General features: G+C 41.3%; 21 protein-coding genes and 1 pseudogene. 12 read left to right on the top strand and 10 right to left on the bottom strand.

The features are described 5' to 3' along the window. Window positions 1–511: 511 nt before the first annotated feature. Both ltrA and A3860_RS42345 read left to right on the top strand, forming a co-directional pair. A complete protein-coding gene (ltrA, locus tag A3860_RS41745; protein ID WP_216823523.1) occupies window positions 512–1,306 on the top strand; it encodes a group II intron reverse transcriptase/maturase in 795 nt (264 codons plus the stop codon). Further along, window positions 1,307–1,765: a group II intron maturase-specific domain-containing protein gene (locus tag A3860_RS42345; protein ID WP_216823522.1), complete on the top strand. Its 459-nt coding sequence runs from the start codon at window positions 1,307–1,309 to the stop codon at window positions 1,763–1,765. A gap of 453 nt (window positions 1,766–2,218) precedes the next feature. Here the strand turns inward: A3860_RS42345 and A3860_RS28415 are convergent, their stop codons facing one another. From A3860_RS28415 to A3860_RS28380, 8 genes are all read right to left on the bottom strand, one after another. After that, window positions 2,219–3,115: a helix-turn-helix domain-containing protein gene (locus tag A3860_RS28415; protein WP_081153036.1), complete on the bottom strand. Its 897-nt coding sequence runs from the start codon at window positions 3,113–3,115 to the stop codon at window positions 2,219–2,221. 86 nt (window positions 3,116–3,201) lie between these two features. After that, the gene (locus A3860_RS28410) at window positions 3,202–3,498 is read right to left on the bottom strand and encodes a putative quinol monooxygenase (protein ID WP_081153033.1); all 297 of its coding nucleotides are present in this window, start codon (window positions 3,496–3,498) and stop codon (window positions 3,202–3,204) included. A 5-nt stretch (window positions 3,499–3,503) separates the two neighbouring features. Continuing rightward, window positions 3,504–3,908 (bottom strand): YybH family protein, encoded by a 405-nt coding sequence (locus A3860_RS28405; protein ID WP_081153030.1) that lies wholly within the window; start codon window positions 3,906–3,908, stop codon window positions 3,504–3,506. A gap of 64 nt (window positions 3,909–3,972) precedes the next feature. Beyond that, complete coding sequence (locus A3860_RS28400) at window positions 3,973–4,890, bottom strand: enoyl-CoA hydratase/isomerase family protein (RefSeq protein WP_081153028.1); 918 nt, start codon at window positions 4,888–4,890, stop codon at window positions 3,973–3,975. A gap of 46 nt (window positions 4,891–4,936) precedes the next feature. Then, window positions 4,937–5,869: an alpha/beta fold hydrolase gene (locus tag A3860_RS28395; protein ID WP_081153025.1), complete on the bottom strand. Its 933-nt coding sequence runs from the start codon at window positions 5,867–5,869 to the stop codon at window positions 4,937–4,939. A 70-nt stretch (window positions 5,870–5,939) separates the two neighbouring features. Beyond that, window positions 5,940–6,683, bottom strand: a complete 744-nt coding sequence (locus tag A3860_RS28390; protein WP_081153022.1) for an SDR family oxidoreductase — start codon at window positions 6,681–6,683, stop codon at window positions 5,940–5,942. A gap of 16 nt (window positions 6,684–6,699) precedes the next feature. Further along, window positions 6,700–7,308, bottom strand: coding sequence for a TMEM175 family protein (locus A3860_RS28385; protein WP_081153019.1), 609 nt, complete (start codon window positions 7,306–7,308; stop codon window positions 6,700–6,702). Between the two features lie 66 nt (window positions 7,309–7,374). Further along, complete coding sequence (locus A3860_RS28380; RefSeq protein ID WP_081153017.1) at window positions 7,375–8,178, bottom strand: SDR family oxidoreductase; 804 nt, start codon at window positions 8,176–8,178, stop codon at window positions 7,375–7,377. Between the two features lie 771 nt (window positions 8,179–8,949). On the opposite strand from A3860_RS28380, the gene A3860_RS41735 reads away from it, so the two are divergent. Then, the gene (locus A3860_RS41735; protein ID WP_216823521.1) at window positions 8,950–9,333 is read left to right on the top strand and encodes a hypothetical protein; all 384 of its coding nucleotides are present in this window, start codon (window positions 8,950–8,952) and stop codon (window positions 9,331–9,333) included. A 72-nt stretch (window positions 9,334–9,405) separates the two neighbouring features. Here A3860_RS41735 and A3860_RS42340 read toward each other — a convergent pair. Further along, window positions 9,406–9,570, bottom strand: a pseudogene (locus tag A3860_RS42340) (two-component regulator propeller domain-containing protein); the annotation flags it as partial. Window positions 9,571–9,734: 164 nt separating this feature from the next. On the opposite strand from A3860_RS42340, the gene A3860_RS28370 reads away from it, so the two are divergent. From A3860_RS28370 to A3860_RS28355, 4 genes are all read left to right on the top strand, one after another. After that, complete coding sequence (locus A3860_RS28370; RefSeq protein WP_081153014.1) at window positions 9,735–10,640, top strand: winged helix-turn-helix domain-containing protein; 906 nt, start codon at window positions 9,735–9,737, stop codon at window positions 10,638–10,640. 532 nt (window positions 10,641–11,172) lie between these two features. Further along, window positions 11,173–11,616 (top strand): c-type cytochrome, encoded by a 444-nt coding sequence (locus A3860_RS28365; protein WP_081153011.1) that lies wholly within the window; start codon window positions 11,173–11,175, stop codon window positions 11,614–11,616. 41 nt (window positions 11,617–11,657) lie between these two features. After that, the gene (locus tag A3860_RS28360) at window positions 11,658–12,881 is read left to right on the top strand and encodes a hypothetical protein (protein WP_081153008.1); all 1,224 of its coding nucleotides are present in this window, start codon (window positions 11,658–11,660) and stop codon (window positions 12,879–12,881) included. A gap of 11 nt (window positions 12,882–12,892) precedes the next feature. Next, window positions 12,893–13,168: a c-type cytochrome gene (locus A3860_RS28355; protein ID WP_245843648.1), complete on the top strand. Its 276-nt coding sequence runs from the start codon at window positions 12,893–12,895 to the stop codon at window positions 13,166–13,168. Between the two features lie 255 nt (window positions 13,169–13,423). On the opposite strand, the gene A3860_RS28350 is transcribed toward A3860_RS28355, so the two are convergent. Beyond that, on the bottom strand, window positions 13,424–13,909 hold the full coding sequence (locus A3860_RS28350; protein ID WP_081153006.1) for a hypothetical protein: 486 nt from the start codon (window positions 13,907–13,909) through the stop codon (window positions 13,424–13,426). A 398-nt stretch (window positions 13,910–14,307) separates the two neighbouring features. Between A3860_RS28350 and A3860_RS28345 the strand changes: the two genes are divergently transcribed. From A3860_RS28345 to A3860_RS28325, 5 genes are all read left to right on the top strand, one after another. Further along, the gene (locus tag A3860_RS28345; RefSeq protein WP_081153003.1) at window positions 14,308–15,390 is read left to right on the top strand and encodes an SMP-30/gluconolactonase/LRE family protein; all 1,083 of its coding nucleotides are present in this window, start codon (window positions 14,308–14,310) and stop codon (window positions 15,388–15,390) included. A gap of 228 nt (window positions 15,391–15,618) precedes the next feature. Continuing rightward, window positions 15,619–16,239: a hypothetical protein gene (locus tag A3860_RS28340; protein ID WP_143774301.1), complete on the top strand. Its 621-nt coding sequence runs from the start codon at window positions 15,619–15,621 to the stop codon at window positions 16,237–16,239. Window positions 16,240–16,533: 294 nt separating this feature from the next. Then, the gene (locus A3860_RS28335) at window positions 16,534–20,646 is read left to right on the top strand and encodes a hybrid sensor histidine kinase/response regulator transcription factor (protein ID WP_081152997.1); all 4,113 of its coding nucleotides are present in this window, start codon (window positions 16,534–16,536) and stop codon (window positions 20,644–20,646) included. Between the two features lie 138 nt (window positions 20,647–20,784). After that, window positions 20,785–21,090, top strand: a complete 306-nt coding sequence (locus A3860_RS28330) for a hypothetical protein (RefSeq protein ID WP_216823520.1) — start codon at window positions 20,785–20,787, stop codon at window positions 21,088–21,090. Window positions 21,091–21,179: 89 nt separating this feature from the next. After that, window positions 21,180–23,351: a glycoside hydrolase family 3 C-terminal domain-containing protein gene (locus A3860_RS28325; RefSeq protein WP_081152994.1), complete on the top strand. Its 2,172-nt coding sequence runs from the start codon at window positions 21,180–21,182 to the stop codon at window positions 23,349–23,351. Window positions 23,352–23,430 lie beyond the last annotated feature (79 nt).

Here is a 23,430-nt window from a genome sequence, read left to right as displayed (position 1 = left end):
GCGTTAACCAAAGGCAAGGGTGTCCTCCGTGAGGAGGAATCTGAAGGAAGCCGGCGGTAAATCTCCGGCCTGACGAACAGGAGGCGGATGAGGCAATTATCTGTGGGCGAGTTTGCAAATCAAAACAAAGCCCTAAACTATCCGAAACAGGTAGTTGTATATCTGACAGGTATATGGAGAGAAAGTTTGCGCATCTTACCCGGGGAGATCTGTTAAACCGTGGACGGAGGGAGAAGCGCCGCCCGAAGGAGCAAGAGCATATAGTGATATATGCTCGTTTAACAGAAGTCAGCCGAAGCCATAGTATCCCGCACCAGCGGGAGAAGGGCCGAACATTAAACGTCCGCGGAGTATCTCCGGAAATGGGATGATCGTAAAGAAAGCAGAAAACTTCGAATGGAGAGCTGCCCTGCAAGAGCTATGCTGGAAGCAGAAGGGTACCAGGGAGCGCTGAGCGACATCTTGAAAGAAGGAAGGAAACAAGGAAACAGGAGAAAAAAAAGTAGATGGAATGTTATTGGAAGAAATCTTAAGCAGGTCAAACATGCTAGCTGCTTACGACCGTGTGGTTGGCAACAAAGGAGCTGCCGGCATAGATGGAGTAGAAGCCGGAGACTTCCAGTCTCAGTTACAACGAGACTGGGCACAGGTCAAACTCCAACTGGAAAATGGGAGCTACCAACCTGGAGCAGTAAAGCGAGTAACGATCCCCAAACCCAATGGAGGTGAACGACATTTAGGGATACCCGCGTACATGGACCGGCTGATCCAGCAGTCTATCTCGCAAGTATTAGTGAAACAATACGAGCCTACGTTCTCAGAAAACAGTTATGGGTTCCGCAGTGAAAAGAACGCACATCAGGCAGCCTTGAAGGCAAAGGAATACATCAATGCTGGTTACAGCCATGTAGTAGACCTTGATCTGTCGCAGTTCTTTGATCGTGTCAACCATGACTACCTGATGAACGAGCTAAGCCGTCGAATAACGGACAAGCGAGTGCTAAAGCTGATCCACAAAATACTTCGAAGTGAGATAGTAGAGGGAACAAACCGCATACCCTGCAAACAAGGCGTTCCTCAAGGCGGCCCGCTAAGTCCCCTATTGTCAAATATTATCCTTGATAAACTGGACAAAGAGCTGGAAAAGCGAGGCCTCCGATATGTAAGGTATGCCGATGACTGTAGTATTTACGTAAAGAGCAAACGTTCTGGAGATCGTGTAAAGGAAAGCATAACCCGTTACATAGAGAAGGAATTGAAGCTAAAGGTAAATACCGAAAAGAGCAGTGTAACCCGCCCATGGTAGATGAAGTTGCCGGGGTTTACCTTTTACCACCGGAAAGGAGAAAAGGGGCTTAGCGTTCACCGCAAAAGCATTGCAGCGTATAAGGATAAAATCCGTGTAATTACATGTAGAAGCAAACCTTATAGTATGTCACTGCGGCTGGAGCGCATCCGTCAACTAAATCAGGGATGGGGTCATTACTTTAGACTAAGCGACGCAAGAACGGTGTTTGAGGATCTGGACAGATGGGTGAGGAGCCGCATCCGCCTATGCTACTGGCAGCAATGGAAAAGGACCCGAACCAGAATCGAAGGACTGACGAAGTTGGGTATATCGCCCAATCAAGCCTACCAATGGGGTAATACCCGCAAAGGGAAATGGCGAAGCGTACAAAGTCCATTACTTAGACGAGCACTGAGTAAAAGCTACTTAAAGAAAGAAGGCTTTACTAGTCTGATGGACATCGTAAAGCCCTCCTGAAACTGTTTATGTTTAATGAACCGCCGTATGCCGAACGGCACGTACGGTGGTGTGAGAGGCGCACCGTGAGCCTATGGCTCACGGCCGCCTACTCGATCGATAGGTCAATTTTTTATTTTTTACGCCCCAATATTCTATCCATTGATTCGGAATAGTTTAGACGGTTCGATTCCAGGACCGAGGGCTGGTGATGAAAAATACATGATATGGTGTAACGAAGTGTTGAATATGCGAAGAGTGGTGTAACTCAATATGAAAAGCAACGATCATGCATTACCGTAGTCTAGAATTCACCTGTCATTTTCAGAAAGTCATCCAGCCGCTCAATCCCAGTCTTTCATATAGATAGTTTTGCGGTTGAGCGCCTGCAATTCTGCTAATTCCAATGCGCTGTTTAATCAGAAAAAAAGAGCAATACGAATCCGTGTTGTTCTTTTTTGGCAATTTACATTACTAATTCAAAAATTGTTCTCTGTATTCTGTTGGAGTAAGACCAATTTCCTTCTTAAACAACCGGGAAAAATAAGGTGGGTTTTCAAAGCCTAATTGATAGGCTATTTCTGCAACGGTGTTATCTGTACTCATCAAAATATTTTTAGCCTCATTCACCAAGGCAATGTGTATATGGTCTAATGCAGTTTTGCCAGTCTCCTGTTTTAGTAAGTCGCTTAAATACCTTGCAGACAGAGCAAGTTCTGATGCCATGTATTTTACGGTTGGCAATCCCTTTTTCTGAAGCATACCACTTTCAAAATACTGTTTCAAAATTTCAGTAAATTTAGATACCGTCGTGCCTGACAATACTGTTCTATTTAAAAACTGCCTTTTGTAAAATCGTTGTGAATATTTTAAGATAGAGTCAATATGTGTTAAAATAATTTCTCTGCTGTACTCATCCTGGTTGTTATAGTATTCGCCTTTTATTTTATTGAACAGATCCCAAAGTGTTTCTTCCTCTTTTGGTGATAAATGCAGGGTTTCGTTGGTTTCGTAATCAAAGTAACCATATTTTTGAATGCTGGAGTGCAAAGCATGATTGGTCAAAAAATCTTCGTGAATATAAATCATAAAGCCTTTTTCTGTCAGTTCTATATCGTTCATTTGTATAATCTGATTGGGCTTTAAAAAAAACATAGAACCATTATCGTGGTCATATTTTGTTTTGCCGTACATAACTGTACCTGACTTTACCTTTTTCAAGGCTATTTTATAAAAGCCCAATGTAAATTCTGTTTCTGCAAATTTGCAACCCCTTATATCGTCAAAGGTTACCAAACCAAGTAAAGGATTTTCCGGTGGCGGAAAACCGTTTCCGGTATATAATTCGGTGATTGTTTTATAATGTTTCATTGTATTGTCATTTCAAAATTATCATAATCTTCGCTTTGAAGCATAGATTTACAATAACTGTATAAATGTGAAATTTACTAAATTCTTCAAACTTCTTCAAGATAAGTAACAACAGGGGCAGCCATAAGTTTATCATTCAAAAAAGCAAAAAACGTTTTAATATAATCCTGCTCCAAATGCCACTCGTATGTGTCTTTTGAAGTATAAATTGCAAATATGACAAGAGTATTTGGTTCATCTTTTTTTCTTGTGAGGTTAAATGCTTTACAACCTTCCTCAAGCAAAATAATATCTCTTGCTGCTGATGCCTTTACCAACACCTCGCTGATAAATTCAGGATTTACCTGGAGTTCTACATGCGTAATAATTTTATCGTTTCTCATAATTTTTAAATTGATGGTTTAGCTGGGATATCAGAATTCCAAATATCTCTGTACATTTTCCATTCGCTATTTTCCTGTTTCCAAATCACAACAAATTTGCCTTTATCAATAGAGATATTGTTCTCAACAAAAAGTTCATAATTGCCTGTTTCTACAACCAGTTCTGGTCCGCCCATTACTTCGTTTGCCGTTAATTTGATATAACGCACCCCCATTTTATATGCACCATCAAAAAATGAATTGATGGCATCTGTGCCGCACATTTTCGGAAAGTTAGTTGGAAATATACAGCCATCGTTTGCATAATGTTTTGCAAATTGCATAGCATCGCCTTTTGCAAAATTCTCACCGTAAGCAATGTGATTTTCCTTAATGCTTTGTTTTATTTCATCTAAATTGAATTGTTCCATTCTTTCTAAAATTTAAAATAGCGGTGTTACTTTATTTTTCACACCGCTATTAATTGTTATATAATTATTTCTTCTGCTGCTGTACTTGTTTGTTTCCTTCACCAAGATAGAACCCCATATTTTGCTCTAATTTCTCTACACCTATTTTACCATACATTGCTCCGAAAATCGGCACTCTTAGTTGTAAACCTGGCCACGATAATGATTTAAGAAATTCAGCATAGGACGCTAAACGTTCAGCCTCAGAAGGTGCAGCCACCAAATTAAGTTGTTGCTTAATAGTAAGCAATGCTGTTTTATCAAATGTAGCCAGGCGATTTGCCAATTTATTTACAAATGAATCCAATTCAGCATTTGGTAATGTTCTTGTAACCATGCCATATTTTTCTGCTATCGTAGCATCGTAATCATTTCCAGTTGCAAATACTTCCAGGGCTCTGTCTTTCCCAATTAATCTTGGAAGCATATTGGTGCCACCACCGCCAGGGAACAGACCAACGCCAACCTCTGGTTGTTCAAAAACTGCCAATTCTTTACTTGCATATCTCAGGTCAAAAGCCATAGTTAATTCATCGCCACCACCTTGTGTACGCCCCTTTATAGAAGCAATTGTAATAAACGGTGCACTATGAATATTAGTGATTAAATCAACCCACATTGGTTTCCCATCAGCAGTTCTTTGAGCTGCAAAATTTGCAAATTGTGTCAAATCAAAATGGTTAAAGAAATACCCTTTCACATCGCTTGAAAAGATGACCACTTTTACTGTTGAGTCTTTACTTAAATCTTTAATTATTTCATTTAAAGAAGAAATTGTTTCAGGCACGATCACATTAATAGGTGGATTTGCAAATTTTACCTTGCGAATTTCTGCTGATACTTTCTCTACGCTTATGGTGCTCTTCGGAGTTGTTTGAGCATAACTGTTTATATTGAAAACCGAACCAAAAAATAATACCAGTAATACTTGTAAATTTTTCATTTTGTTGTTTTATTTAATGATAATTAATCTTTATTTTTTTACTTATTTAGTTTTTAAGAAAAGTGGAGATGTACCCAGCAGCTAGTTCAGGATATTGATGTTGTGGCCCGTGGCCGGCATCAGGAAAGACAATGAGTTGCATGGTTGGGGCTTTACGAACCAGCGGATACCAGTTATCTACGGCAAAAGAGATATCATGGTCGCCAGAAATTACCATTACAGACGTTCTGAGTGTAGCATAAGCAGCCCTGAAATTTTCTTTATCTTCTACAACTGCTGCATTTGGTGCAAAGTATCTTTGAAGCACTTCAGGCTTTTCAGGTACTTTGGATTCATCCAGTCTTTTTGAAATTCTTTCGATTGATTTACGTGCGGCTTCCCGGCTTTTTTCTGACTTTGGTTCGAAGAATAAGATTACATAATCCTCCAATTGGAGCTCTTTATTTGGCTTCATCCCACTTTTAGCAAAAGCAGGATCCATAGGGATTTCATTTTTACCCATCGCATTGGCATCAATAACTACTGTTTTTGCAATTCGTGAAGGGTATAAAAATGTGACATATTGAGCGATCCAGCCACCATAAGACCAGCCCAACATATTAAACTTGTCAATCTTCAGGTAATCTGCCAGGCTGATTACTTCCGCAGATAAGTCTTGCATGGTTAACGGTAATTCTCCTTCAGAATAACCGATTCCTGAATAATCAAAAGTGATCACCGTATTCTGCTTTGCTAATAAGTCAAGAAACAGTGGGTCCCAGGTGTCTAATGTACCCCTGAAACGATTTGCCATAATTAGCGGTACACCGCTTCCAAATTTTCTATACGCAACTTTGTGATGGTTTACAATTGCAAATTGCGTTGTTGCTTTTAAAGAAAGCGATTGGACGGTTTTACCTGCTACATTTTGTGAATAACCGGTTATTGAATTGAAACAAAGAGCTATAAATAATATAGCTACTAATTGTATTTTTTTCATTTTTATTTATTTGAAATAAATTTCAATTCTGGCAGAGAAGTACCCCCTTTTTTAAAATTGACTGTCTATCTTATTTTGCCTGGTTCATCATGGCAAAGGCTTCCGATGGTGAATCCAAAAAGAATTTTCGAAATTCGGCTGTTTGCCCAACCTGAATTTCATAAACATTGTTTTCAATAGCATCTTTTAGTGCTTGTGCTACTTCGCCTGCCGGCATTCCATGCTCGCCACCTATATCTTTTGAAAATTCTGTGTTCACCATCGGGGGCAACAGTTCAAACACTTTAATTGCTGTATCCTTTGCTAAACTATGCCTGAGAGAAAGTGTATAGGAATGCACCGCCGCTTTGCTATCAGAATAGGTAGGCAATAAAGATTGGGGCGAATAAGCCACAATAGAAGATACGTTTACAATGGCAGCATCCTTCTGCTTCTTTAACAGCGGCAGCAATTTTTCTGTAAGCCTTATTACCGAAAAATAATTGGTAGCAAACTCTTCGGTAGCTTTTTCAAAGGCTGTTGCATTTTCGTTATGCGTATAGGCAAAGGCCCGGCCTGCGTTGTTAATTAGCACACTTAAGTCAGCATGTTCTTCCGTTACTTTCTGCACTAAACTTTGTACATTATCCTCGTTATTGATGTCGCAACGAATGGCTGTTGCACCAGGCAATGTTTCTGCGGCTGCTTTTAATTTGCTTTCTGTTCTTCCAACAATAATAATTTTGTTGCCGTTTGCATGGAGCAGTTTTGCAATTTCATATCCAATACCAGAACCGCCTCCGGTAATGAGAACTGTTTTATTCGTGATATTCATTTCGTATATTTTTAGATTAATCGTGCTGTTGTTTATTGTGTTTTACTTTTACCAAAAGTGCCTTTTCAATATTTCTATCCGGTATTAGCCAAACGATATTTATAACCAGAAAACAGACTGCTGAGATCTGCGGAATGAATAAGGCAAATAGCATTGCGACAAAATAAATTGCTCCCGTAATCCTTCCTCTCTTTCCCTGTTTTTTTAAAGCTGTCATTAAACTGGTTTCATGTTGCCATGAGGCTATTATAGTTTGTTGTAAAATGTAGTAAGCCGCCCCGGTGAACACGAAATTCAAAGCATATAAGAAAACAGGAATTTTATCAAAATGTGTTTCACCCATCCACTTAGTAGTAAAAGGAACTAATGATAGAAAAAACAAAAGGGTAAAGTTTGCCCAAATGATTTTACTGTTTACAAGGGGTAAAGTGTGCATTATATGATGATGATTTCCCCAGTAAATGCCAATAGAGATATAGCTTGATACATAACTTACAAACACTGGCAACATTGCTGCAAGCGCTTTCCAGCTTGCTTCGTGTGGTGTTTTCATCTCCAGCACCATAATTGTAATAATGATGGCGATGATTCCGTCCGTTAGCGCATCTATTCTGTTTTTGTTCATGGCTCTATGTTAGCAGCTTACCTGCAATTACCTTGTTGTGTAAACATTATCCATTGCCCTAAGAGGCTAAAATTTGTCCAGGCTTTTCAGCATCGTACTTTCAAACATTTTTGGGGCGAAACTGCGTAAAAAAACAATCATACCTGACTGCTTTCCAACAGGGTTACTGAATTTGGGCTCTTTAGTACCAATTAATTTCGTTATTGTATTTACTACTGCTTCAGGAGACTGTGCATCATCTAACCCTTTTTGCGTGAGTGCATTTACTTTCTTTCTGTAATTGTTGTAATCTGCAATTTCATTGCCTTTGGGGGTAACAGAATGTTGCCCAATATTGGTTTTAAACCATACTGGTTCAACAACGCTTACTTTAATATTGAATTGATTTAATTCATACCGCAGTGATTCGAAATAACCTTGCACTGCATGTTTTGAAGCAGAATAGAAAGACAGATTTGGCGGACCAATCAATGCAACAATAGAACTTACAGTAATAATTTTCCCATAACGTTGCTTCCTGAAATAAGGCAATAAGGCATTGGTTACTCTAACAGTTCCCCAAAAGTTTGTTTCAAGCTGCTGCCTTCCTAATTCAATAGGTGTTTCTTCTGCAATGCCCGTTACCATATAACCGGCATTGTTCACTAATACATCAAGGGTTGAAATTTTTGAAAATAATTCTTTGGCAAATGCCTGAATGGAATTATCATCAGCAATATCCAACCGTAATAATTGGAATGCAATTTTGCCTTTGTATTTTTCGGGTTCACGGCTGGTGCCTATTACATTAAACCCTTTTTGATGCAGTTGTGTCGCCAGCATCAATCCAAAACCTGATGATGCCCCGGTAATTAAAATTGTCTTGCTCATTATTATATTTATTTTGTTGTTGAAATAATGAGGCAAAGCTACCTTTAGGGTATACCGTGGTTGTTATACAGAAGTATGGAAGTGTGATACATTTTTACGGATACTAAGCTGATAAATGTAGTATTGCTAGTTATTGTTGAAGTGTCCGGACTACTGAGATAGATATTCGTCTGCTTGGGTGGGTGGGCTTTGTGTCGAGGTTTTGTGTGCCTTGCAATGTGCTAAAAATAGTGTGAGGTACCATCATCTAAGTTATAAATGATTCAAAATCAATTGTTTTAATGAATAGATGTCTTTTAAATCTTCTATCTCCTGGTTCGATAACTCCTGGTTCGATAATTCTAAAACACTTCGAACCCTGAACCATAGAGCTTAATAATATTGTAAATTTTACACAAGCAGGGGCTAAACGCAAAAACAAGTGCTGGCGCTATCGCGCCTGGCATTTTCCATTTGTCCGGCTTGGCGAGCAAGCTCGCCACCCTCCCAAATGCAAAATGCCCCTAACTGATACCCAGAACTTAAGGATTCCTGTTCTGGGCACTTGAAAGCTGTGTAAGTCATTTATTTACAGGGCTTTTTAGTTTAGTGCTTGTCAAAAATGTGTCACTTTTTTACGCTTTCTACCACTATTTCTGACGCATAATTGACATACTCAATGACACGCACAACCGGAGGAACATGACCGGCACATTGTGTTTATTAGAATTCATTCTATACATTTGATTCGTGGTTTGTCGTACCGTTCCTTTTAAAACACCCTACGTCCTTATGCCCTCTAAATATCTACTGCATTTTACTTATGTCACTTCCATATTATTGTTGTGTTTATTACCTGGTGTAAAATGTCTTGCTCAGGCTCCCAATATCGAATGGCAAAAAACGTATGGAGGCACCGACAATGATGAAGCGGAAAAGATTATTCAAACTAACGATGGCGGATATATCATTTTAGGGTGGACATACTCCAATAATGGAGATGTTACCGGGCAACATACTGGCGGTGATGGCGATTGCTGGATTATAAAAACCGACCCCGTCGGAAATATTTCATGGAAAAGAACAATAGGTGGTACCGGTTATGAAGATGGGCTTGATATAAAACAAACGAACGATGGCGGGTATATTGTTTGCGGCCACATGGTCCTGACATGATTTCGGTTACAGTGGGCATTTTATTGTACAAGGATTTTGCATCATAACGTGAAAGTGCCCAGACCTTCGGATTTACTTCACCAGTAGCCAGATGTTTCCTTTTTTATCTTCGATTATTGCAAAAGCCCACCTCTGCGATACCTTAGTAAAGGTTCTGCCGTCATGGCGCCAAAGGCCATAATTGTCACCAAGCCAAATGTTTCCTTTTTTATCTTTGATTATTGACCAAACGTTGTTAAACGCTTTACCGTCTTTGTTTTTGAAAACGGTAAATGTTTTTCCATCATAAAAAACCGTTTATCATATCATCATTGATCCGGCGATATTAGTTTGATATCTTTCCTTGCGGAAATTCTGATTGTAAATAAGAATGTAAACTTTGTAAATAAAAGCTTGACACTATGCATCTTAGGCAAAATCTGCACCCCGGACGACGGAAATACCTGTTCGCATTGATACTGGTCTCATTTATCTCCGTAATCTGCGTGGCTTTCAGTATGGGTAGTGACGATTTTGATATTTCCCGGAGGGAGGTTTTACTCCGCCGGATCGGACATGAAATACTCCTGCAGTCGGGCGATAGTACATCACGGATACTGCCGGTAAAAAAGATCGCTGAAAATGAATACCAGATCAGTTTTGAGAATGCGTTTACTTTTCAACCAGAATCCCTGGTGAATACTACCCAGCGCTTGTTAGCCAAAGACCCGCTCGCCAGTGATTACGTTGTTAATGTACTGAACTGTGCCAATGCCAGTGTAGCCTATGGATATGCTATATCAAAAAATAAGAAAGATGATATTATAGCCTGTAAAGGAAGAAGGCAACCCGTAGGATGTTATATGATCAACATTAAATTTAAACCAACGGGTATCATTACAGCAAAGAATGGATATTTACTGGGCGGCCTTTCATTTTTAGCATTTGTTGGATTTATGTTTTTTAGATATGCTAAACCGAAGAAGGCCTTACCTGACAATCAGCATAATGATGAAAGCAAGCATAATGAAATGTTCACTATGGGTTCAATGTCGTTCAACGCGGAGGCCCGTAAGCTCATGATAAATGGACAGACTATCGACCTGACCAGAACTGAAACCCGTGTACTACGCATTTTCGCGTTGTCGCCTAACGTGGCTATAGAGCGAAGCCGGCTACAAAAAGAGATATGGGAAGATGAAGGTGTTATAGTAGGCCGCAGTCTGGATATGTTCATTTCAAAACTTAGAAAAAAACTGGAACCTGATCCAACTATCAAAATTGCTGTTATACGCGGCAAAGGATATAAGCTGGAAATCAGCTCTTAAGAAAATCTTTCCGTTCCGTCTATCGGTTTGAAGGATCGTCGGCTATAGGCCAAAAAGGGGCTATAGTGGCGATGATCAAAGGTACTCAGGCAGGTCCCAGAGGTAGCGTGGGAAATCATTTTGCAATAGCCGAAATGTGTTTCTTCCTTCATACTTTTTTATAGGAATTTCAAATACAATCCACTGGTCATACCCTAATAAACCGGATCATTCCGAGTTATGACTGCTTTTATTGATAACAATCAACATTTCTGGTTCATTTTTATTCCTACTTTTATATTAAATATACGTTACAGAATTTTTTACTGATCAAGGCTTAATTTACATGTAGCAATGTTCAGGCTCTATTAGCAGTAATAAATTAATTCCAATCAGGTATCACCTAAAGAAACCCGCACCTCGCCAACCTGTTTTAAAACCCTATATTATCCCAAGATCATTATCAAAGGAATGACTGGCTATTTGTCTTTCCCGGAGGAGGAGAGACGTTGGTATTATAATCATCCGATTTTGAATAAAAATCTATAATAGTATGATTAAAAGGCATTTCCTTGCAAATATTCTTTCCGTCATTAGTTTGTTTTTACTCGTTTTCCTTGCATTTAATGCAATGTTCTCCCGATCTGCTGCTCAAACGGCCAGATGGATAGCCCCTAAAGACGCCGATAATTTGAAGAATCCACTGGTGGCCAACAGAAGCGTATTGGCGGCTGGCAAAGCTTTGTATACTGCAAATTGTGGCCCCTGTCATGGCGATAAAGGTCGTGGTGATGGCCCTGCGGCTTCCGGCTTAAATCCCAGGCCAGCCGATCACACTTCTGGTACTGTGCAAAACGAAACAGACGGCTCCCTTTTCTGGAAAATCACTGAGGGCCGCACTCCAATGCCCTCCTATAAAAAGGTATTTACCGACGAACAGCGATGGGAGCTTGTCACTTATATCCGATCGCTTGCAAAAATGGCTAAGAAAAAATAGCACTAACCGCTAAATGAAATTTATAATTTAAATGAATTTTTATGACCCCGGTAAAAACCATAACGCGATTGATGATCTTTACACTTGTTTCTTCTGTAACGACAAGCATAGTAAACGCACAACTTGTTACAGCAGCAGATTCAGCTCTTATTGAACGCGTAGCTGCGCTGGAAAAGCAGGTTGCAGATATCAAACCCGCCGAAAGCCATTTTATGGTTGTGGGGCTGGCCACATTTGGCTATGTTTCTTCAACATCAAAATACAAACCGCCGTCAGGGCCACATCAAATTATTAAAACAAACAGTTTTCCTGATGCTGACCGGTACGAATTCAGCCCCATGCTGCTTTGGCGGCATGGCACAAAATGGCTTCTTGAATTTGAGCCATCCTATACCGGCGGCAACCTGGAAGTGAACTGGGCTGATTTAAGTTATTATGCCGCTCCCGGACTAATCATTAGAGGTGGTTATTTTGTATTGCCCTTCGGTATTTATAACAGGCGATTGGCAGCAGGCTGGATCAATAAATTGGCCCCTGACCCCGAAGGAATTGATCTGCCAGGAACCGATTTCGGTATAGAAGTAAGCGGTGGGCTTCCTCTGGGCAATATGAAATGGAGCTATGCAGTAAGCCTTACGAATGGACTGCAACTTTTGCCCGATGGAGAGCTTCAAACAGCAGGCGTTACAGATAACAATACCAAAAAAACAGTGTGCGGTCGTCTTGGATTGCTGCCTTTTTCCAACTCATCTCTTGAAATAGGTATTTCCGGGCTTTATGGTGGTACAGGTGATGCCGACTCCCGATTTAGTAAAGCAAACAGCACAATGTATGGGGTCGACCTAAACTATGTTAAAACTTTCACGCCTATTCTTATAAACGTGAAAGGACAATATAACAGAAGCACCACCGATAACCAGCAATATATCAAACCTACCGATTCAACGCTTTACACCTTCGACAACAAAAGTTCTTCGGCTTTTGCACAAATATCTATCAGACCTGTATCTGCGGAAAGTAACCTGGTAAAGAATCTTGAGCTGGCATTCCGATATGTTAATTTTAAGACTCCCGAAAATTCTAACTGGGGACAAAAATACAATGAAGAAGATATCGGACTGGATTACTGGTTATCATGGAGGTCTGTACTTAAGTTTACCTACGCCTGGACACACTCTACAAGTACGGCTAATGTTTCGGCCGGAGGCATTCCTGGTACAACAGATACGAACAATCTGTATTTACAATTTTCCATTCAACTTTAATAAATCAGCATATGAAAATGTATAAAATTAAAAAAAACACATTGGTCATGGTAGCGGGGTTGAGCATATTGCTGGTTGTTCTTATAAATAGCTGCGTGGAAAGCCGGAAAGTTGCTGAAAAAACAGGGGCACAGCTTTGGGCTGAAAATTGCCAGAGATGTCATAATACTCCATTTGCGAATTCATTTTCCCACGAGCAATGGATAACGATTGGCATGCATATGCAAACAAGGGCACAGCTTACCGATAAGGAAAGAGACAAGATTATTTCATTTTTAAATCAATGACTCCGCCCACCTTTTCCTGTAAACAGAAATAATTCATCCTCAACGCTTTGAAGAGTATATGTAAAGTTGGGCCCTGACGAAAGATGAAAACTGGAACGTGCGCACGCCTTACTTATCTGATTTCAAATAGAATTCCAGATTTGAGTAGATAGATATAATATATAATTACTATCACTGGCAAAATGGTAGCGATAGTTTTATTTGATTTAAATAATCGGTATTGCAATTTTCGCCAGGGCAACATAAGCGGCAGTTTTATTGAGTTTGCTTTGCTGTGCCCAATTTGATGTCTGGGAATTTAATGGTAAGTTTTTGTCCGCTAAGGTTCATATTATACTTATCCTCTACCGTCGATACTATGTCTTCTATTTGTTCTGTGATCTTTTCCAGTTTGGGTATTAGGGAATATTCCTTTTCCGGTTTATCAAACAATTGAATAATAATCGCAGCTGCTTTGTCTACTTGTTTTGACAACTGCCTGCGATACTTTGGTGGAAAATTTTCATGTCCGGTAACTGTGTATTTTGAGTTTTTTAGTTGGTCTATATTATCAAAGAAAGTAGCAAGCCAGCTAAGGGATGGGTCGTTTACAATCTTTTGTTTCAGCGCAAATAAATTCCCTGTCTCTAAAGAAAATTGCTTTACCTGAATTGAAGTGTCTTTTTGCGCATGAAGCAAATTAAATGAAGATAGAGCAAAGAATACCATAAAGAACAATGTGAGTAAAAATTTCTTCGTCATAGTTTATTTTTTGTTGTGCGGAATAATTGCCGTTTGCACTTAAGTATATGCCGTCAATCGCCTTTGCCTGATCATAGTAATAGTATTCGCCTTTTCCACATATCATCAAAGAACTCTCAAAAGTAATTTCTTCGTACTAACGTGCAAATAGCGCCCGGTAGTTTTAATGTTAAAATGCAGTAAAAATCGCGCGTCTCTGGTCCCACGTGGCCGGGTGATATTAAGAAAACAAAACTTTAAAATTTACATATTACCCCAGGCTGGCATAAACATCTTGTTAGCAAAGTGGGGGAGAGAAGCCCTGATATGGCCGCATAAGGCTTGTGTAACATTCTTCATAGTTTTTTATTGGAAGTTTTTTATAGCAGCCTATACTACATTGTATGAAATTGTTTGCTATGAAAAAAACGCTGCTACTTTTCGGCGGAGCACTATGCTGCTTCGCATTTTCTTCATGTTCAAAAAACAAGGCAGGAGATAGTACACTGGATATTAACGCTGCCCATACTGAATCGTATGCTGCTAAATGCGGATGTGTACCTGCTGACTCCAGTATCTTTGATGCAACCTGTTTGGTGGCGCCCAATTCGCACTTAACGCAATTAGGTGAAGGTTTTAGTTTCACGGAAGGCCCTGCTGTTGATAAACATGGCAATATTTTTTTTACTGATCAGCCCAATGACAAGATCTATAAGTGGTCATCAAACACCGGCATGATCACCCCATTTTTAACGGGTACCGGCCGCTCGAACGGAATGGAATTTGACCGAGATGGAAATCTCATTACCTGTGCCGATATGCATGGTGAATTATGGAAGATCGCTCCAAATGGAAGCCATACCGTGCTGGTAAATAATTACAATGGCAAATTACTGAATGGTCCCAATGATGTATGGATCAATCCTCAAAATGGGGGTATGTATATTACTGACCCGATATTTCCAAGAAGTTATTGGGATGCCGGTGACCCCCGCCAGCAGGCATGGCCGCCTACTCATTCTGAACAGGCTGCAAGTGGCAAAGGCGGTTATGTATATTACCTGGCTCGCGGCAGCCACAACCTGGTAAGGGTAACAACCGAGGCAATGGGCTGGGACGCTGACGGTTGGCCAAACGGTGTTGTAGGAACGCCTGATGGAAAAAAGCTGTACGTGAACAAATGGGCGCCCGATATCAATACTGCCGGTACCTGGGTTTTTGATATTAAACCTAACGGAACCCTTGCCAACATGAAGAAGTTTATAGATATGGGTGGCGACGGAATGTCGATGGATGAACGGGGTAATATTTATATAAGCAACTCATATGGGGTAACCGCTTTTGCTCCCAATGGCACCAGGATATTCAATGTGCCTACAGGTGGCGGCGCAACGAACAATGTTTTTGGGGGAAACAATAATAAGACCTTATTTATCACCGGACCGGTTGACAAGTTAACTGCGTTAAAGATGAATGTAAAAGGCGTGGAAAAATTCAATTAGTTAACAATAAGCAGTAAGGGTTCAGAGGATGGCCGGCTGTCATATTTTTATATGTCAAACCGGCCTTTTCCTTTGTATCAAAACCGCACACCCGCTTACCAAAACCGAACAATAATATTCCTGGTATTCGTATATTGCTTTGGTAATCATATGTGATAAAAATTGGCACTTTATTATATAAGAAACCGGCATAATTAGCAATTGAACCGGTTGCTCCGGCATTATAATATGAATACGACCTTAAAAAAATGGCACCGCCGCTCAGGCATTATCATCGCAACTTTCTTATTGTTTCATGTACTTAATCACCTTTTTGCTTTGGGAGGCCCTTCGCTGCACATAGCTGTAATGAACCTGTTCCGTCCTATTTACAGGTTTTGGCCAATAGAGATCCTTTTATTATCAAGTGTCCTGTTTCAGGTTATAAGCGGTCCGGTACTGGTTATTAAGAAAGGATTTTTAAGGCAGCCTGTTTATGTTATTATCCAGGTTTTGAGCGGGTTATACCTGTCTTTTTTCATGATCTACCATGTGCGGGCTGTGATGCTGGGCCGCTACATGTGGAAGGTTAATACAGATTTTTATTTTGCGGCCGGGGTGGCCAACCGGTATCCCGAAAAATTATTTTTCATTCCCTATTATACGCTTTCGCTTGTATGCCTGTTTGCACATATTGCCTGCGTGCATTATGTAAAAAGAATGGAATATCTTCAGAAGATGCCGGATGCAGCCACCGCAGAGAAATTATTACGGAAGTATAATCGGGAAACTATTGGCATCAGCCTTACAGGAGGTGTAATTACCCTGTTGATAATGCTTGCCCTGTGCGGCGTATTTTATAACATTTGATCTTCTGGATCTCGTTGCCGGTTATTCCTTACGTTGCAACCGGCCAGGAATTCAATTCGCGGGATGCTGCATCAGACCTCAAGTAGCTTTACCTTACTTAATGTAATCGATTGCAATATAGTCAGTTTCACGTTTTAGCAACAGCTTCCGGTGGAAGCCGGTAATGCATCGATATAAAATTCCTTATATTCGAAAAAAAAATCGTCGCTATTACTGGGTAAATCGCGATTTTGTGTACTATCAGGGGATTCTTGTGCTGAACAACACGGGGTCTTTCTTAATAAATTTGTAGGGATGCGTTTTTTTACATCGATTGTATTACTGCTGCTGTCGCTTGCTGTTTTTGCCCAAAGTGAGCACTATAATTTTTCCAAACTCGATATTCATACCGGACTTTCCCATAACCAGGTAAATGCTATTCTGAAAGATAAGGATGGATTTTTATGGTTCGGTACTCAGTGGGGCCTCGACCGCTATGATGGATATTCCTTTAAAATATACAGTAAAATACCTGGTGACAGTACTTCGCTGTACGACAATTTTGTACTCTCGCTTGCTGAACTGCCCGATGGAAAAATGTGGGTGTTTAATAGAGGCGGCGGCTGTATTTACGATCCCAAAACGGAGAAATTCGATGCTGATTTAAACAAATACTTACAAACGCTTGGGTTACCTGCGGGTGATGTTAAAACTATAGTAAAAGGAAACAACGGGCGATATTGGTTTTTATACGACGTGCTTGATCTATACCAGTACTCGGCTACAGAAAGAAAAGCGGAACCTTTCAGACGGCCGGGTTTTAAGCCCAATGAGGGGGAAAAAATAACTTCCGTTAAAGAAACTGCAGACGGCAAATTATGGCTGGTGTATCAAAATGGTTTATTGCAGCAATATGACATTGCTTCCAAAAAGGTTATTTTCTCGACGGATGCTTTTCAAAAATTGCATAAAGAAAATGATGTTCATTCTCTTTTTGTAGATAATGAAGGAGATCTCTGGCTCTACAGCTTTAGATACGGCGTTGTTTATTACGATCCGCATGATAATTCGATAAAACAGTTTAATGAAAATTCGTTACCCACGCGATTGAGTTCTAACCTGGTAAGCCAGATAGTTCAGGATAACAATGGTTTAATTTGGGTGTCTACCGATCATGGTGGAGTCACTTTGATCGATAAGAAGAACAATTTCAGCACCAGTTATTTGTTAAACAATCCCAAAGATCCCAACAGCATCAGCCAAAACAGCATTAATGCATCGTATAAAGATGATGACGGCATCATTTGGCTGGGCACCTATAAACAGGGCGTTAATTATTTTAACAGCAACATTGTCACGTTTCCGAGGTATCACCACCAGGAGGCAAATGCAAAGAGTATTCAGTACGATGATGTGAACCGTTTTGTGGAAGATAAGTGGGGGAATTTGTGGATTGGCACAAATGGCGGCGGTTTAATCTATTTTGACCGCAGGAACAACACCTTCAAACAATACCAGCACGATCCCGGCAATAAGAACAGCCTCAGTAATAATGTAATTGTAAGCCTGTGCATCGATCATGCAGGCGTACTGTGGATCGGTACTTACTTTGGCGGCCTTAATAGTTTCGATGGAAAAACTTTCACGCGCTACCGGCATAATGACAACGATTCGTCAAGCCTGTCTAATGATAATGTATGGGAACTATATGAAGACCGCGATCAGCAGTTATGGATAGGCACGCTGGGCAGCGGGCTCGATAAGCTTGACCGGAAAACGAACCGGTTTGAACATTTCACCTTTAACGATGCCGGCCGCAGCCCATTCCCCCTTACTTATATTTCTGCACTGCTTCAGGACAGGAAAGGTAATTTATGGATCGGAACTGCTTCTGGGATCGTGGTGCTGGAAAAAAATAAAACGGCTCCGGTATTTTATTACCATACCAACGATAAAAAGAGTTTAAGCAACAATAATATTTTCTGTTTTTTAGAAGACAGTAAAGGACGGATGTGGGTAGCTACCCGGGAAGGGATCGACCTGTTTAATGAGCAAACAAAAAACTTTCAGGTATTTACAACTTCAGATGGTTTGCCGCATAATATTATCCTCGATATTCTTGAAGATGATCATGGAACATTCTGGCTTTCTACCCCCAACGGGCTATATAATGCTATTCCCCGGCAAAAAGAAAGTGGCCCGGCTTTTTCTATCATTGCTTACGATGAAATGAACAACCTGCAGAATAGAGAGTTCAACGAAAGTGCAGCGCTGAAAACAAAGGCCGGTGAATTGATCTTCGGAGGGCCGTCGGGTTTTAATATCATTAACCCCGGCGACATCCGCAAACCGGTTTACCATCGAAAAATTGTGTTCACGGGTTTGCAGATCCTGAATAATGATGTAGCGCCCGGTGAATTGATGAACGGCCGGGTACTGCTGCAGCAATCTGTAACCCAATCGCAAACTATTGATCTGAAGTATAAAGAGAACGTTTTTTCCATCGAATTCGCTTCATTGGGTTTTGCTTACGGCCCCCGTGAAAAATACGCCTATATGATGGAAGGCTTTAATTCAGATTGGTTGTATACCGATGGCGATCATAGAAGAGTCACCTATACCAACCTCGATCCGGGCCATTATAATTTTAAAGTAAAAGTGCTGAATGGAGATGGGACCTGGAGTGACGTAAAGAATTTACAGATCAATATTCATCCCCCTTTCTGGCGAACACCGCTTGCCTACATTATTTATACCCTGGTTACTGCTGTATTGTTGCTGTTGGCCCGGCGTTTTTTCCTTGAAAGGATCCATATGCGCTATGAAGTAAAGCAGCAGCGGCGGGAGGCGGAAAGGGCCCATGCGCTGGAACAGTTAAAGACAAAATTCTTTACCAACGTTAGCCATGAGTTTCGTACCCCATTGAGCCTCATCATTGCTCCTTTAGACAGGATCATTAAAAATACAGCAGATGAAGAGCAGAAAAAGCAGTTGAACCTGGTTCAGCGAAATGCAAAACGGTTGTTGAACCTGGTAAACCAGTTGCTCGATTTCAGAAAAATGGAGGTGCAGGAAGTAAAATTACATCCCGCAATAGGCGATATAGTAAGGTTTAGTGAAGATGTGAGCCACTCGTTTATGGATATCGCCGAAAAAAAAGGCATTCAATTCGCCTTTTCATCAAATGTGAGCAGTCTTGAAATTTATTTCGATAAGGATAAAATAGAAAAGATCCTGTTTAACCTGTTGTCGAACGCCTTCAAATATACCCAGGATAACGGACAGGTGAGTATCAACCTGGAGTACAATGCGCCTGTTAATAATGAAGTGGATGGAACGCTGGCCATAGCCGTAAAAGATACAGGTATAGGCATTCCTGCCGATATGCAGGAAAAGATCTTCGAACGGTTCTTTCAAACAGACGTTCCCCAAAGTATGGCCAACCAGGGAACCGGTATTGGTTTGGCCATTACAAAGGAGTTTGTAAAACTGCACAATGGCGTAATAACCGTAAAAAGCGAACCCGAGAAAGGCACCTGCTTTACGGTTTTGCTTCCGGCCAAAAAGATCTACGAACCTGTGGTGCGCACAGCCGCTACTTCCATACCGGTACAGGATATGGAAGAAGTACTGGCTGAAGAAAGTAAAAAGACCGATAAAAAGAAAACGATCGTAGTAGTAGAAGATAATGAAGACCTGCGGTTTTATTTAAAAGACAATTTGAAAGCACAATACCATGTTGAAGAAGCCACGAATGGAAAGGAAGGGTGGGAAAAAATAAAACAGTTGAATCCCGACCTGGTAGTGAGTGACATTATGATGCCTTTGATGGACGGCGTTGAGCTGGCCCGGAAGATCAAGACGGAAACGCTTACCGCCCACATTCCGGTTATTTTGCTTACGGCCATGGGTAGCGAGGAGAAACAGTTGGAAGGCTTTAAAGTGGGCGTAAACGATTACATAACCAAACCGTTCACTTTTGAAATACTGGCCTCCCGCATTAGGAATCTGCTGGCCCAGCAAAAATTACTGCAGAAAAGGTTCCAGAAGCAAATTGAGGTCAATCCTTCAGAAGTAACAGTAACCTCTGTTGATGAAAAATTCCTGCAGCAGGCGCTGGAAATTGTAGAAAAGCAACTCGATAATCCCGATTTTTCGGTAGAGGACCTCAGCCGCGACATGTGTATGAACCGGGTAACCCTGTACCGGAAGGTGCAGTCGCTTACCGGTAAATCGCCCCTGGAATTTATCCGTTCCATCAGGTTGAAAAGGGCCGTTCAATTACTTGAAAAAAGCGGGAAGTCGGTTAGTGAGATCGCCTACGAAGTGGGGTTCAATAGCCCAAAAGTATTCACTAAATTCTTTAAAGAAGAATTCAATGTAACTCCCTCGCAATATGTTGCCAGTAAAAAAGACAAACCCGTTTAAGGGCTGTTTTTGACAAAAGTCTCTTGAAGATCAGTATTTTGCAACATTTCATGCACTATTCTGAAACAATTGGCCCCCCTGGCTGAGCAGGCAGAAGAATAGTTTTACAGCATCAAAATCTATCAAAGATTGCTGTATATGAAAATGCGACTATGGCTGTTGCCTGTGTTATTATTTTACAATTCCGTTGTTGCACAATCCAACTTCATACGAACAAGATCATTTAATGACGGCTGGAAATTCTTTTTAGGTGATGCGCCGGCTGATGAACCTTCTTTCCCCGATAACAACTGGCTAAAATTAAACCTGCCCCACAACTGGTGTATTGAAACGCTTTTTGACAGTACCAACCCAACCGGTACGGGCTGCGGCGTTTTACGGGGCGGCATTGGCTGGTACCGGAAAGCACATTACGAAAAAATTTTGGTTGATGCTAATACTTAAATGTTCACATTAGCACACGAAACGGGCCTATTTCTATAGCGCCCGTTCTTTAAATTTTACAGATTTAAAAAATATATATAATCACAGTAATGAAAGCATTTGTTTCCACCCTTTTTTTGTTAACGATGTACGCAGGTTATGCGCAGCAATCAGTAAAAGGCGGTTCGGCTACAGAACAAAAGATAAGTGAACTTATAAGCCAGATGACCCTGCCCGAAAAAGTGAGCCTGCTGCATGGCAATTCGAAGTTTTATGTAGCAGGTATAAAAAGGCTGGGCATTCCCGAATGGGCGCTGAGCGACGGGCCACATGGGGTACGCGCCGAGGTTAACCGGCACGATTGGGCATATGCCGGTTGGACGAACGATTCAGCCACCTGCTTTCCCCCGGGAACAGCGCTGGCCGCTACCTGGAACCCGGCGCTGGCCTATAAGCAGGGGTTGGTGTTGGGTGAAGAAGCCCGTTTTCGCAAGAAAGATATCTTATTGGGCCCCGGCGTAAACATTATTCGTTCACCATTGTGCGGAAGGAATTTTGAGTACATGAGTGAAGACCCCTTGCTGGTTTCAAGGATGGCCGTTGCATATATTAAAGCGCTGCAATCGAAAGATGTGGCAGTAAGTGTGAAGCACTGGCTGGCCAATAACCAGGAAGCGCATCGCGACTCTGTTGACGTAAGCATGAGCGAAAGGGCCTTGCGCGAAATATATTTGCCGGCATTCAAAGCTGCGGTAATGGAAGGCGGCGCCTATACCGTAATGGCTGCTTACAACCGGTTCAGAGGCGAATGGTGTTCAGAAAATGAATACCTGAACCGCCAACTGCTGCGTAAGGAGTTTGGCTTTAAAGGCGTGCTCATGACCGATTGGTCTGCTGCCCATACAACCGTAAAAGCGGCTTTAACCGGGCTCGACCTTGAAATGGGCACCGATAAAAACAATTACAACGAATGGTATTTTGCCGACCCGTTAATTAAAGCAGTAGAAGAAGGAAAGGTACCTCAATCGGTGGTTGATGAAAAAGTGGCCAACGTATTGCGTGTTATGTTCAATACAAAAATGTTTGATGAGCAAAAAAGGGCAGCCGGTAAAATGAATACGCCCGAACATCAGCAGGCTGCCTATAATTCCGCTGCCGAGGCGGCAGTGCTTTTACAAAATAATGGAAAGCTGCTGCCGTTGCATTTTGATAAATTAAGATCGATTGCCGTTATTGGTGATAATGCTACCCGCAAACATTGCGGCGGCGGGCTCAGTTCAGAAATAAAGACCCTGTATGAAATTACGCCCCTGCAGGCCCTGCAGCAAAAGTTTGGCGACAAGGTGAAAATAAACTATGCACAGGGGTACGAAAAGCAATCTACATTTAAAGAAGGCAATAACGCAGGCCAGTCCGGTTCGGCCAACGTAAACTGGAAGCTGATCGATGAAGCGGTGGCCGTTGCAAAGGAGTCGGATGTAGTGCTCATCTTTGGCGGGTTAAACCATGATTTTGATACCGAATCTTCTGATAAACAAAATATGGACCTGCCGTACGGGCAGGAGATCCTGATGCAGGAAGTAGCGAAAGCTAATCCCAATACCGTAGTAGTGATCATTGCCGGGTCGCCGGTACAACTGGCCGGCATAGTTAACCGGGTGCCTGCTATTGTGTGGTCGTGGTTTGGTGGCATGGAAGCGGGCAATGCAGTGGCCGATGTACTAAGTGGTAAAGTAAATCCCTCGGGCAAGCTGCCATTCACGTTGCCGGTATCCTTAGCACAATCGCCTGCACATGCCCTCGGTAATTACCCGGGCCGTGACCTGAAAGTGAAGTATGAAGAAGATATCCTGGTAGGGTACCGCTGGTTCGATACAAAGAAAATACAACCGCAATTTCCCTTTGGGTATGGGCTTTCGTATACGGGTTTTTCCGTTAGTCATTTTGCAACAGATAAAATAAGTTATGGAAAAAATGACATCATTCATGCCAGCTTCACTATTAAAAATACGGGCAGTGTTTACGGTGGTGAAGTAATGCAGTTATATGCAAGCGACCCGGTTTGTTCGGTATTGCGTCCGGAGAAAGAGTTGAAGGCTTTTGAAAAAATATTTTTGAAGCCCGGCGAAACAATGACGGTGAGCATGGAAGTGAAAGTGGCCGACCTGGCATTTTATGACGAATCAAAAAAAGCCTGGAATACAGAGTCAGGCGAGTATGTTTTGCAGTTAGGTAATTCGTCGCGCCATATTTTTCAACAGGTAAAAATTTCAGTTAAGTAAGACTATGATCAGAATGACAATGAATAAAGCAATTAGCCGGTCAGTTTTTATAGTATCAATATTTTTATTCCCTTTGCTG

This window comes from Niastella vici (assembly GCF_002077945.1).
Taxonomy (GTDB): domain Bacteria; phylum Bacteroidota; class Bacteroidia; order Chitinophagales; family Chitinophagaceae; genus Niastella; species Niastella vici.
This window is presented reverse-complemented; position numbering and strand designations above follow the sequence as displayed.